We start from the raw sequence: 12,632 nt of genomic DNA, 5'->3' as shown, positions 1-12,632 counted from the left end.
CCGGCAGCCCGAATGCGCCCTGCGGGCCCCCGAGTGTGTGACTCGCGTACCTGAGTGTGTAACTCGCGTGCTTGGGTGTGCAACTCGCGGCGGCGGGATCAATGTCAATGTGGCTTGGGCAGGGCTTAGCGGGTGGTTCCCGCGGCGAGTAGGCAGGCCAGGGCGACCAGCAGGGCTTGGCGGAGCAGGGCGTGGCGGGCTCGGCGTTGTTCGGCCCGGGTGGGGTGCGAGGGCGTTATGGCTCCGGGCAGGCGGGCGGGATCGGGCGGCTGAGTCATCGGGTCCCCCGGGTGGTCGCTGGATGTCGTTGCCGGTCAAGGATTTCGTGCCGGCCGCCGGGTTGTCGTCGTACCGGGGAAGGGTTCGGCTCCTCCTCGGGAGGGAGTAGCGATCCCGAGGCCGTTGCGCTTCCCGTCGTAGCGCGGGCTACGCCGATCGCACCAGGAACCGGCGCGAATTTCTTCTAGCCTGTATCCGGACGGACGGCGGCCCAGCCGGGGAGGGTCGCACCGATCGGCAGGAAGGCTGCGCCGATGGGGCGACATTCCAGCACCCAGCCGCGCCCTCGCCTGCGCGCGTCCGCGCTCGCCGCGGCCGTCGTGGTGCTACTCGGCCTCGGCGGCTGGTTCGTGGTGCGCACGGTGTGGGGTTCCGACTGCGCCAATCCGACCGTGGTGCGGGTGACCGCCGCCCCGGACATCGCCCCGACGGTCACCCAGCTCTCGCGTTCCCTGCCCGGCGACGGCTGCCAGCGGTTCGACGTGCAGGCGCGCGATTCGGCCGCGGTGGCCGAATCGCTGGCCATCTCCGACGGCAGCGAACGGCCGCACGTCTGGATCCCGGAATCCACGGTCCGCCTGCAACGGGCCAAGGGGAGCGGCGCGGGCGAGGTGCCCGAACTGGGCACGTCGGTGGCCAGTTCCCCGGTGGTGCTCGCGCTCACCGAACAGGCGGCGCGGGAACTGCGCTGGCCGGACAAGGCGCCCACCTGGTCCGACGTCCTCGCCGCTCCCGGAATCGGCGTCGGAATCCCCGATCCGGCACGGGATCCGGTCGGCGTGGCCGCGCTGCTCGGCGTCCGCGCGGCGAGCCGGGGCGCACCGGATCCCGCGGCCGCCTATGCCGCCGCACTGCGCAGGCTGTCCCCGAACACCACGGCCGGCTCGGCCGAGCTGTTCGCCCGGTTGCCCGGCGGCGGCACCCAGCGGGACCCGCTCAGCGCGTTCCCGGCCTCGGAGAATTCCCTGTTGCGGCACAACGTGAAGCAGCGGGAGAACGGTCTGGTCGCCGCCTATTCGGAGATGCCGATCCCCGCCCTGGACTATCCGCTGGCCGTGTTGTCCAACGCGGGCGCCGCCGAGCGCGCCGGGGCCGAGCGGCTGCTGCGCGCCCTGCTCGATCCGCCCGGGCGGGCGGCGCTCGCCGACGCCGGGTTCCGCACGCCGGAAGGCCGGACGTTGCGGGATCGTTCGCAGGACAAGCACGTTTCCGGCCTGGACCAACCGCCGGAAACCATGCCGCCGCTGTCCGCGCTCGACGAACTGCTCAACCAGTGGGCCGGGGTGAACCTGAGTTCGCGGGTGCGGGTGCTGCTCGACGTGTCCGGTTCGATGAACGCGATCGATCCCGCGTCGGGCAAGACCAGGATGGCGCTCACCCTGGAAGCCGCCGAGCAGGGCCTGGGCCTGTTCAAGCCCACCACCAAGATCAGCATCTGGACGTTCTCCACCGCGCTGGACGGCGACAAGGACTACCGGCAGATCGTGCCGATGGTGCCGATCGGTGAGCAGCTCACCGGGGTGGCGGAGAAACTGCGGGGTATCAAGGCGACGCCGGACGGCCGGACCGGGCTCTACGACAGCGTGCTGGCGGCCTACCGGATCGCGCGCCAGGAATGGGAACCCGGGCGGCTCAACATCGTGGTGCTCATGACCGACGGGCGGAACGAGGACCCCGACGGGATCAACCGGGCTGATCTGCTCGCCGAACTCGGGAAGCTCAAGGATCCGCACCGGCCGATCGCGATCATCGGGATCGGGATCGGGCCGGATATCGACAGCGCCGAACTGGACGCCATCACCGTGCCGACCGGTGGCAAGACCTTCACCGCCCCGGATCCGTCGAAGATCGCCGATGTCTTCTACGGCGCGCTGAGCAAACTCGCCTGCCAGCCCCCGAACTGCTCCGGCTGACGCCCGGGGTCAGTGCAGGAGGTAGGTGGCCAGGGAACGGGCGGGCTGGGTGGTGGTGACGTGCTTGCCGTTCAGCGAGAGGTCGAAGGTCCGCTGGTCGCCGGGGTTGAGCACGATCACCGCGACACCACCGTCCGGATTGCGGAACGCGACCGAACCGAGCCCGTCACCGCCCGCCGAGTCGATCCGCACCGCGCCCGGCTGGACGAACTTGCTCGCATGCCCGAGCACGTAATAACTCGCGTTGTAGTCGACGCGGCCCGCCTTGTTGTCCACGGTGAGCAGGCCGGTGCAGTTCCGGCACCAGCCCCGCGCCGGGCCGTTCTCCGGGTCGAGCGCGATGTTCCAGGTGAGCACCGAGGACGCCCAGTTCCGGGTTCCGTCGACGAGCAGCCTTCCCGCCTGCCACAACAACGTGTCCGCGAACGTGCTCTCCTCGCTCACCCCCTCGGTGCCGCTGCACTCGGTGAGTTCGATCGCCAGTTCCGGATGCCGCTCGTGCAGGGCGCTCTGCGCCGCCACATCGCCCTGGTAGCAGTGGAACGCGACGCCGTCGACGTACTTGCGCGCCTTTCCGTCGGCCAGCACGGATTCCGGATAGGACAGTCCGTCCCAGTTGTGGTCGTAGGCGAGGATCCGGGTGTCGCCCAGCCCGGCCTCGGCCAGCGCCGGGCCGAGATCGTTGCCGATGAACGCGGATTGCGCGTCGGCGCTCATCCGCGCGCTCGGGTACTCCCCGGCCGGGTTCTCCGGTTCGTTCTGCGGGGTGACCGTGCCGACGCGCACCCCGGCCTCGGCGTAGGCCCGCAGGAAACGGACGAAGTACTGGGCGTAGGTGTGGAAACTCGCGGCGGTCAGGCTACCGCCGGTGAGGCTCTCGTTGTCCTTCATCCAAGCCGGTGGCGTCCACGGCGTGGCGGTGACGCTGAGCCGCGGGTTCAGCGCGGCCGCCTGGCGCAGCAGCGGAATCACCGTCGCCCGGTCCCGGTCGACGCTGAACTTCGCCAGCTTCCAGTCCTGGCTTCCCGCCGGTACGTCGTCGTAGGTGTAGAAGTCGGTCGAGAAGTCCGAGGCGCCCATCGGCTGGCGCAGGGCGCTCAGGCCGATCCCGGCGTGCGGGTCGAAGAGCCTGCGCATCACCTCGTCGCGTCGCGGCGAGGCGTGCACGAGCGACGCCGAGGAACCGGTGAACGAGGCGCCGAACCCGCGCATGGTCTGGTAGGTCGTGCCGGGGGAGAGGGTGATCACCGGACCCGAGCCCGCCGAGGACGCGCCCGCGGTCAGGCGCAGCGTCGCCTGCGCGTCCATCCGGGACCGGCCGTCCGCCGTGGTCACCCACGACTGCACGGCCTCGGTGTCCGGATGGGGCACACCGGCGACCGTGCACGCGGTGACCAGCGCGCACAGGCTCAGGACCAGGGACATAATTCGAGCAGAACGCGCGCGCCCGCGAATGTCGCGCTGCTGGCGGGTGAACTTGCTCGCCCGTCGGGGTATCACGCTCTGTCACCACAAGGTTGATCGCCTGGTCGCCCCGAGCTTAGCCGTCCTTCAGGCGCGGGCGCGTTTCGCCCGCAGCACCAGGTAGATCCCCAGGAAGACCACCAGGCTGAGCACGCTCAGCAGCAGTTGCGACCGGGCCTCGGCGACGAACGCCATCGACACCACCACGACCAGCGTGGCGATCAGGGTCAGCCAGCTCAGCCACGGGTAGCCCCACATCCGCAGCTTCAGCCGCTCCGGCGCCTCCCGTTCCAGCCTGCCCCGCATGCGCAGCTGGGACCCCGCGATGATCGCGTAGACGAACAGCGCGACCGCGCCCGCCGAGTTGATGATGAAGTAGAAGATCGTGTCCGGCGAGACGTAACTCATCACCACCGCGACATAACCGACCACTGTGGACAGCAGGATCGCCTGCCACGGCACCCCGCGCCGGCTGGTGTGGGCCACCCAGCGGGGCGCCCAGCCGTGCCGCCGCAACGCGAACAGCATCCGGGACGCGGTGTAGAGCCCGGAGTTCAGCACCGAAAGCGCGGCGGTCAGCACCACCGCGCTCACGATGGTCTCCGCGGCCGGGATGCCGAACTTCCCGAACGCGGCCGCGAACGGGCTGGTTTCGGTCGGCACGTCCCGCCACGGCGTGATCATCACGAGCAACGCGACCGAGCCGACGTAGAACACGATCACCCGCCACACCGTGGTCGCGGTGGCCTTGGCGACGGCCTTCTCCGGCTCGCTGGATTCGGCGGCCGCGATGGTGACGATCTCGGTGCCGAAGTAGGAGAAGATGACGATCACCACGCCGTGGATCACCGAGAACCCGCCGTTGGCGAAGAAACCGTCCCGCCCGAGGTTGCCGGCGGAGAACGACGCGCCCGGCCACAGGCCCAGCACGAACAGCACCCCGACCGCCAGGAAGATCACGATCGTGGCGACCTTGATCGAGGCCAGCCAGAACTCGGTCTCGCCGAACGAACGCGCCGATACCAGGTTCGTGAGCGTGAGCAGCAGCATCAGGCCGAGCGAGAACACCCATTGCGGCACCACGGGAATCCAGCGCACCAGGATCTCCGCGCCGGCCACCGCCTCGAAGGCGATCACGCCGACCCAGAAGTACCAGTACAGCCAGCCGATGGTGAACCCGGCCCAGCCGCCGAGCGCCTCCCGGGCGTACTCCATGAACGAGCCGAGCGACGGGGACGCGACGGCCAGTTCGCCGAGCATGCGCATCACGAGCACCACCAGCAGCCCGCCGAGCGCGTAGGACAGCACGGCGGCCGGGCCGACGGTGTGGATCACCGCGCCGCTGCCGATGAACAGGCTGGCGCCGATGATTCCGCCGAGCGCGATCATCCGGACGTGGCGCTGACGAAGGGTCGGACGGAGGCCCTCGACACTCGCCCGTGTGGTCTGGTCCATCCGCCGCTCCCTTCACCGCCGGGCCAAGATCGCGGGATTCTCGCACCACGGCGGGCTGGTTGGCCAGGGATTCACCGACCCCGGTCGTGCTCGCGGGTGTCCGTTCTGCGAACCTATGCCGGTCCACGTGCCGTTGACCACCTCGTTCGCCTTCCAGGAGTCGATCATGTTCCGCTTCCACCGACGGCTGGCCTTCGCTGTCGTGGTGTCCGCGCTGGCGCTCACCGGATGTTCCGGCGGTCCGGATCCGGCGCCGTCCGCGGCGCCACCCGCGCCGGAGCAGTTCAACGAGGCGGATGTGCACTTCGCGAACAAGATGATCCCGCACCTGCAGCAGTCGCTGGACATGGCGGCGCTCGCCGACACCCGGGCGGGCAACGAAAGGCTCAAGGCGCTGGCCCGGCGCATCCAGGACGTGCACGAACCGGAGATCGCCCGGTTGTCCGGCCTGCTGGAGAGCTGGGGGCAGCCCGCGCCCGAGGATCCCGGGCTGCACGCCGCCGAACAGGCCGGGCTGTCCGGCATGCTGACCGGTCCGGACATGGCCGGACTGCAGGCCGCTTCGGGCGCCGCGTTCGACCAATCCTTCGCGGACCTGATGATCCGGCACCACGAGGGCGCGCTGAACCTGGCCGGTCAGGCCAGTTCGGCGGGGGTGAACCCGCAGTCGCGTGCCCTGGCCGAGCAGATCAGCCAGGCGCAGCGGGCGGAGATCGACGAACTGCGCGCGCTCAAGGCGGGCTGAGCCGGTCGACCGGGAGCGGTTCGCCCGCGGGCTGCTTGCCCGGCGAGGTGAGCTGGACGATCAGCGCGCCGGTGAGCAGCACCGCGGAACCCAGCAACTGCACCCAGCTCAGCTCCTCGCCGACCAGCAGCCACGCCGTCACCATGGCGACGACCGGTTCGAGCAGGCCGAGGACGCTGGCCGTCGAGGCGGGCAGGTGCCGCAGCGCGGTGGTGCCGACCAGGTAGGCCAGGACGGTCGAGAAAAGCGCGACGGTCACCAGCAACAGCCACACCGGCGGCTGCCACGGGCCGAACCGGGCGGGTGTGGTGAGCACCGAGGCGGGCAGCGTCCACGGCGGGGCCACCGCGCACACCGCGACCGCGCCGATGATCATTCCCCAGGTGACCATGCCCAGCGGGTGGCGGCTGGCGACGCCGTGCTCGCCGAGCAGGAAGTAGCTCGCCGAACACACGGCCGCGCCCAGCCCGGCGAGCAGGCCGAGGGCGTCCAGCCGCAGTCCCTGCCAGACCTGTGCGACCATCGCCAGCCCGAGCATCGCCAGCAGCGTGCCGCCCCACATGACGGCGGGCAGCCGGACGCGGCGCACGAACCGGACCCACAGCGCGATCAGCACCGGCGAGATGAACTCCAGCAGGATCGCGACGCCCACCGGGATCTGAGACGCGGCGACGAAGTAGCACAACTGCACCCCGGCGACGCCGAGCAGGCCGTACCCGGCCAGCACCGGCCATTCGCCGCGCCGCACGCGCAGCAGGCCGGGTTTGACGAGCGCGACCCCGGCGAGCAGGACCAGCGCGGACAGCCCGATCCGGGCCGCGGCCACCTGCTCCGGCGACAGGCCCGCGAGCATCGCCGGTTTCGCTATCGAGCCCGAACTGCCGAAGCAGACCGACGCGACGAGGATCAGCGCGGTGCCCCGCCCGCGGTGGGCGCGGACCGGCGGTGCGGAAAGATCAAGGGCCACGGGGCGAGACTATGCGGCCCCACCGGCGCCGACGAACTACTTTTCGGCGCCCCGCAGGCCGTCGGCCACGTAACCGGTGATCGTGGCGAGCCGGTTACCCTGCAGCTGCAGCGCGCGCAGTGCCGTCTCGTCGGGTTCGGCGGACTTGCGGGAGACGAACGAACCGCCGTACGGGTTGCCCGATTCCAGCAGGTGCGCGTCGGCGTAGCCGAGCGGGACCACGATCGCGCCCCAATGGTAGAAGGCGTTGTTGATGGCCAGCAGGGTCGACTCCAGGCCGCCGTGCGCGGTGGACGCCGTGGTGAAACTCGTCGCCACCTTGTTCGCCAGCTTCCCCTTGGCCCACAAGCCACCCGTGGTGTCCAAATAGGACTTCAGCTGGCTTGCCGGGCCGCCGAACCGGGTGGGGCTGCCGACCGCGAGGCCGTCCGCCCAGTCCAGATCGTCCAGGGTCGCCAGTTCGGCGTGCGGTCCGGAATCCACCCAGGCCTGCCAGCGCGGGTTGGTCGCGATCGCCTCGGCGGGGGCGGTTTCGGCCACCGTGCGCAGCCGCACCTCGGCGCCCGCCTCTTCGGCGCCCTTGGCCAGCGAAGACGCCAGCGCGGCGGTGTTGCCGGTGGCGCTGTAGTAGACGACGAGAATGCGCGTGCTCACGGGGAACGACTCTAGGGGACCCGCAGGCGGTGTCCCATGATCTGGACCGGAAGTCCGGATGGTGCCCAAGATCGCCGACTTCCGCTTAGCGTGCACCGGCGTGACGACAACGATCTCCGACCGCCCGCGCACCACCCCGCGGGGCGCCGCGATCGGCAGCATGGTCGGCACCACCGTCGAGTGGTACGACTTCTACCTCTACGCCACCGCGACCGCGCTGGTGTTCAAACCGCTGTTCTTCCCGGCGGTGTCGCCGACCGCGGGCACGCTGGCCTCCTTCGCGACCTACGCCGCGGGGTTCGGCGCCCGGCCGATCGGCGCGGTCGTGTCCGGGCACCTCGGCGACCGGATGGGGCGGAAAACGGTGCTGGTCGGCGCCTTGGTGCTGATGGGCGCGGCGACCACGGCGATCGGCGTGCTGCCGACCTACGCGCAGGCCGGTGTGCTCGCGCCCGCGCTGCTCGTGGTGTTGCGGTTGCTGCAGGGGCTCGCGGTGGGCGCCGAATGGGGTGGTGCGGCACTGCTCTCGGTCGAACACGCGCCGCCCGGGCGGCGCGGGCTGTTCGGCAGTTTCACCCAGCTCGGCTCGTCGGCGGGCATGCTGCTGGCCACGGGCGTCTACTACGCCGTGCGTTCGATCGCCGGGGACGCCGCGTTCCTCGCCGGGGCCTGGCGGATCCCGTTCCTGATCAGCTTCGTCCTGGTGCTCGTCGGCCTGGTGATCCGGCTCCGCCTGGCGGACGCCGAAGAGTTCACCGAACTCAAGCGGCGCCGGGAAACCGCGCGCCTGCCGGTCGTCGAGGTGCTGCGCACGCAGCCCCGCGAGGTGCTGCTGACCACCGGCCTGCGGCTGTCGCAGATCGCGTTGTTCGTCCTGCTCACCACGTATTCGCTGACCTACCTGCAGGACGTGTTCGGCAAGGACAGCCAGGTCGGCCTGGTCGCGGTGATGATCGCCTCGGCGCTCGGCCTGGTCAGCACCCCGCTGTGGGCCTGGCTTTCCGACCGGTTCGGGCGGCGGCCGCCGTACCTGTTCGGCGCGGTCGCCGGGGTGATCGCGCTGGCCCTGTTCTTCCTCGCCGCGGAATCGGGGTCGCCGGTGGCCGTGGTGCTGGCGATCGTGTTCGGGGTCAACGTGGTGCACGACGCGATGTACGGCCCGCAGGCGGCCTGGTTCGGCGAGTTGTTCGCGACCCGGGTCCGCTACAGCGGGGCGTCACTGGGTTACCAGCTCGGCGCGGTGCTCTCCGGCGGGTTCGCGCCGCTGATCGCCGCCGCCCTGCTGGCCGCGGGCGGCGGCCCGTGGCTGATCGTCGGTTACTTCGCCGTGCTCGCCGGGCTGACCGGCGCATCGGCTTGTCTGGCAAGGGAAACATATCTATGAGTCGGATCTACCTGAACGCCTTCGACATGGCGTGCGTCGGCCACCAGTCACCGGGGTTGTGGCGGCATCCGGAGGACCAGGGGCACCGCTACACCGACCTCGAGTACTGGGTCGATCTGGCCCGGACCCTGGACCAGGGCGGGTTCGACGCGTTGTTCCTCGCCGACGTGCTGGGTGTGTACGACGTGTACCAGGGTTCCCGCGACGCCGCGGTCGCCGATGCCGCGCAGTTCCCGGTGAACGATCCCACGCTGGCGATCTCGGCGATGGCCGCGGTGACCGGGCAGCTCGGCTTCGGGGTCACCGTTTCGCTCACCTACGAGCAGCCCTACGCACTCGCCCGCCGACTGTCTACTTTGGACCACCTCACCAAGGGGCGGGTCGCGTGGAACATCGTGACGTCCTATTTGGACAGCGCGGCGCGCAATCTCGGCCTGGGCACGCAGATCCCGCACGACGAAAGGTACGAGATCGCCGAGGAGTACCTCGAGGTCTGCTACCGGCTGTGGGAATCCTCCTGGGAGGACGGCGCGGTGCTGCGGGACGCCGAGCGCGGGGTGTTCACCGATCCGGCGAAGGTGCACGACATCGGGCATGCCGGCAAGTACTTCACCGTGCCCGGGCCGTTCCTCTGCGAACCGTCACCGCAGCGGACCCCGGTGCTGTTCCAGGCGGGAGCCTCGCCGCGCGGGGTGCGGTTCGCCGCCGCGCACGCGGAGGCGGTGTTCGTGTCCGGACCGACCCCGCGGGTGGTGCGCCGCTCGGTGGACGCGCTGCGCGGGGCGGCCGCCGAACGCGGCCGGGATCCGCGGTCGATCAAGGTGTTCACCATGCTGACGCCGATCGTCGGTGAGACCGCGGCGGAGGCGGCGGAGAAACTGGCCGGATACCGGCGGCTGGTCAGCGTGCCCGGTGCGTTCGCGCTGTTCGGCGGCTGGACCGGGGTCGACCTCGCGGAGCTGGCGGTCGACGAACCGCTGAGCTATGCCGACCGGGACGCGAACCGGTCGGCGCTGGCCTCGTTCACCACCGCCGATCCGGACCGCGCGTGGACCCCGCGCGACCTGGCCGAGTTCATCGGCATCGGCGGGCGCGGCCCGGTGGTGGCCGGTTCCCCGGCGCAGGTGGCCGACGAACTCGAGCGCTGGGTCGCCGAGGCCGACGTGGACGGCTTCAACCTCGCCTACGCGACCACACCGGGCACCTTCGCCGACTTCGCCCGGCTCGTGGTCCCCGAACTGCGGGCGCGCGGGCGGGTGCCGGAACACCCGGGAACCGGGACGCTGCGGGAGAAACTGAGCGGCGGGGGACCGCGGCTGCCCGCCGACCACCCCGGCGCCGGATACCGGCGTTAGGGGCGCCAGGGACTCTTCGTGTCGGTAGGCCGCGTCGGGTCGTGGAACCGCGGCCGGTCCAGTTCGTTCTTCCGCAACGGGACCAGGCCGTCGGTGATCGCGCGCATGATCTTCGCGTGCGCGCGCACCCCGCTGCCCGGTTTGTCCGGCGGAAACTCCGACAGGTCGACCGGCTCGCCGAAGTGGACGCGGAAGGTCGGTCGGCGCAGCGGCGCGGTCAGCCCCGAACGCGCGAGCGGCACCAGATCGGCGGGCCCGGACACGGTCTCTGTGCCCCAGTAGACGGCCTCGTGCGCGCCCCACTGGCTGATCGGCACCACCGGCACCCCGGCGGCCAGCGCGAGCCGCGCCGCGCCGGTCTTCCCGCGTTCCGGCCACAGGCCCGGATCGTGGCTGATCCGGCCCTCGGGGTAGACGATGATCGGCGACCGGGTGGTGCGCAGGGCCTCGATCGCCTGCGCGAACTGCTCGATCGCGGTGGCCTTGCCCCGGTCGATCCGCAGGTGCCCGCTGGCGCGCAGCGCCGGGCCGACGACCGGGGCGTCCAGCAGGCCCCCGGCCAGCAGGAACCGCGGTTCGAAGCCCAGCTTCTTGCAGGCGGCGATCAGGACGAACGCGTCGAAGACGCCGATGTGGTTGGCGGCCATCAGCAAGGGTCGTTTGCGCAGGTCAGCCGGTACCTGGCCGGTGACCTTGAGGCGGCCGACCAGACTCACCAGGCCGCGGTCGAGGGCCGTCATGGTCCGCCAGACCGCCGGGACCCCCCGGCGATTCTCGTCGTGGTGCAGCGCGAACATGGGCAGAGCATTTCATGCGGATGATCCGGCTTGGCGGCCACTTGGGTGACTCGGCCGGGAAAATGCCCAAAGTCGCGGCGAAAGGCATGGTCAACGCGATCGCGGTCCGCGTTCTCAGATGAACACGGTGAGATTTGTTTCGGGTGCGGTGCGAGTGGCACCCGGGGCTGGAGGGGCTCGGCGGCTACCGTAGAAGGCATGGCTAGCGGTACGGCGACCAAGCGGAGCGGATCGAGAGGCGGCAAGGGTCCGGCGCGCAAAACCGGCGGATCCGGCAGGTCACGGCCCGCTTCGACGCGTAGCTCCGCCCGCAGGCCCGCGGCTCGGCGGAGGTCCTCGGGCACGTTCAGCCGGGGCGTCCGCGGCGGCTGGAACCTGCTCGCGAAGGGGGTGGGCAGCCTCGCCCGCATGGTGGGCCGCAGCCGTGAACTGGAGCCCGAACACCGCCGCGACGGGGTCGCGCTGGGGATGATCGCGCTCGCCGTGATCATCGCCGCCGGGGTCTGGTGGCATGCCGCCGGACCGGTCGGCGGCTGGGTCGAGGTCGGCACGCGGACCGTGTTCGGCGCCGGGGCGGTCGCGCTGCCACTGGCGCTGGTCGTGGCCGCCGTGGCGTTGATGCGCACCGAGCCGCGTCCGGAGGCCCGGCCGCGGCTGGCGATCGGCACGCTGCTGGTGACGTTGTCGATTCTCGGACTGCTGCACGTGTTCAGCGGGTTGCCGGTCGCCAACCAGGACCGGATGTACGCGGGCGGGCAGTTCGGGTTCGTCTCCGGCGGGCTGCTGGAAAAGGGCGTGACGAGCTGGGTCGCGGTGCCCCTGCTCATCCTGTCCCTCGGCTACGGCGTGCTGGTGTTCACCGGGACGCCGGTGCGCCAGATCCCGCAGCGGCTGCGGGAATGGGGGCTGTCCGACGAGGAACGGGAGGCCGCCGAGGCCGAGCGGCAGAAGATCGCCGAGGAACGCGACGCGGTCACCGAGGCCGATCCGAAGGCGGTCCGGCTGCGCAAACCGTCGCGCCGCCGCCAGGGCACCGGGGACGATTCGGGGCAGCAGAAGCTCGACCTCGAGGCCGCGCTCGCCGAACCGCCCACGCCCGCCCGGCCGCCGAAGGTCAAACCGTCCGAGGTCCCGGAGAAGAAGCCGAAGAAGGCCGAGCCCGCGCTCGCGGTCACCCGGACCGTCGAGGGCGACTACCAGTTGCCGTCGCCGGACCTGCTGCAGCTCGGGGACGCCCCGAAGACGCGCAGCAAGGCCAACGACTCGATGATCGAGTCGATCACCGGCGTGCTGGAGCAGTTCAACGTGGACGCGCAGGTCACCGGGTTCACCCGGGGGCCGACGGTCACCCGGTACGAGGTCGAACTCGGGCCGGGCGTGAAGGTCGAGAAGATCACCGCGCTGACCAAGAACATCGCCTACGCGGTGGCCACCGACAACGTGCGGCTGCTGGCGCCCATCCCCGGCAAGTCCGCGGTGGGCATCGAGGTGCCGAACTCCGACCGCGAGATGGTCCGCCTCGGCGACGTCCTGCGCTCGTCGAAGGCCGTCAAGGACAACCACCCGATGGTGATCGGGCTGGGCAAGGACATCGAGGGCCATTTCGTCACCGCGAACCT

The 12,632-nt window shown here is 71.0% G+C and carries 11 protein-coding genes; 5 read left to right on the top strand and 6 right to left on the bottom strand.

What is annotated here, in order from left to right:
- Window positions 1-125: 125 nt before the first annotated feature.
- Window positions 126-278: a hypothetical protein gene (locus tag FXO23_RS50895; RefSeq protein ID WP_179957017.1), complete on the bottom strand. Its 153-nt coding sequence runs from the start codon at window positions 276-278 to the stop codon at window positions 126-128.
- Window positions 279-533: 255 nt separating this feature from the next.
- Here FXO23_RS50895 and FXO23_RS40215 point away from each other — a divergent pair, with 255 nt between their 5' ends.
- Window positions 534-2,192, top strand: a complete 1,659-nt coding sequence (locus FXO23_RS40215; RefSeq protein WP_158892317.1) for a substrate-binding and VWA domain-containing protein — start codon at window positions 534-536, stop codon at window positions 2,190-2,192.
- Between the two features lie 9 nt (window positions 2,193-2,201).
- Here the strand turns inward: FXO23_RS40215 and FXO23_RS40210 are convergent, their stop codons facing one another.
- Both FXO23_RS40210 and FXO23_RS40205 read right to left on the bottom strand, forming a co-directional pair.
- Entirely contained in the window at window positions 2,202-3,617 is a 1,416-nt protein-coding gene (locus FXO23_RS40210; RefSeq protein WP_158892315.1) for a glycoside hydrolase family 30 protein, read from the bottom strand.
- Window positions 3,618-3,743: 126 nt separating this feature from the next.
- Window positions 3,744-5,111, bottom strand: coding sequence for an amino acid permease (locus FXO23_RS40205; protein ID WP_158892313.1), 1,368 nt, complete (start codon window positions 5,109-5,111; stop codon window positions 3,744-3,746).
- A 127-nt stretch (window positions 5,112-5,238) separates the two neighbouring features.
- Here FXO23_RS40205 and FXO23_RS40200 point away from each other — a divergent pair, with 127 nt between their 5' ends.
- A complete protein-coding gene (locus FXO23_RS40200; RefSeq protein WP_158892311.1) occupies window positions 5,239-5,856 on the top strand; it encodes a DUF305 domain-containing protein in 618 nt (205 codons plus the stop codon).
- On the opposite strand, the gene FXO23_RS40195 is transcribed toward FXO23_RS40200, so the two are convergent.
- Window positions 5,843-6,823 carry an EamA family transporter gene (locus tag FXO23_RS40195; RefSeq protein WP_158892310.1) on the bottom strand — a complete coding sequence of 327 codons (981 nt, stop codon included), beginning with the start codon at window positions 6,821-6,823 and terminating at the stop codon, window positions 5,843-5,845. The two genes, FXO23_RS40200 and FXO23_RS40195, sit on opposite strands and share 14 nt — an antisense overlap.
- A 36-nt stretch (window positions 6,824-6,859) precedes the next feature.
- Complete coding sequence (gene wrbA, locus FXO23_RS40190) at window positions 6,860-7,477, bottom strand: NAD(P)H:quinone oxidoreductase (RefSeq protein WP_158892308.1); 618 nt, start codon at window positions 7,475-7,477, stop codon at window positions 6,860-6,862.
- A gap of 100 nt (window positions 7,478-7,577) precedes the next feature.
- Between wrbA and FXO23_RS40185 the strand changes: the two genes are divergently transcribed.
- Both FXO23_RS40185 and FXO23_RS40180 read left to right on the top strand, forming a co-directional pair.
- On the top strand, window positions 7,578-8,861 hold the full coding sequence (locus FXO23_RS40185; protein ID WP_218952301.1) for an MFS transporter: 1,284 nt from the start codon (window positions 7,578-7,580) through the stop codon (window positions 8,859-8,861).
- Entirely contained in the window at window positions 8,858-10,216 is a 1,359-nt protein-coding gene (locus tag FXO23_RS40180) for an LLM class flavin-dependent oxidoreductase (protein ID WP_158892304.1), read from the top strand. The genes FXO23_RS40185 and FXO23_RS40180 overlap by 4 nt, the downstream gene beginning before the upstream one ends.
- Here FXO23_RS40180 and FXO23_RS40175 read toward each other — a convergent pair.
- Entirely contained in the window at window positions 10,213-11,013 is an 801-nt protein-coding gene (locus tag FXO23_RS40175) for a lysophospholipid acyltransferase family protein (protein ID WP_158892302.1), read from the bottom strand. The genes FXO23_RS40180 and FXO23_RS40175 overlap by 4 nt on opposite strands.
- A gap of 198 nt (window positions 11,014-11,211) precedes the next feature.
- Here FXO23_RS40175 and FXO23_RS40170 point away from each other — a divergent pair.
- Window positions 11,212-12,632, top strand: a 1,421-nt coding sequence (locus tag FXO23_RS40170; protein ID WP_179957016.1) for a DNA translocase FtsK 4TM domain-containing protein, incomplete at its 3' end; no start/stop codon positions are given.

The sequence above is a fragment of the Amycolatopsis anabasis genome (assembly GCF_009765355.1).
In the GTDB taxonomy this organism is placed as follows: domain Bacteria; phylum Actinomycetota; class Actinomycetes; order Mycobacteriales; family Pseudonocardiaceae; genus Amycolatopsis; species Amycolatopsis anabasis.
This window is presented reverse-complemented; position numbering and strand designations above follow the sequence as displayed.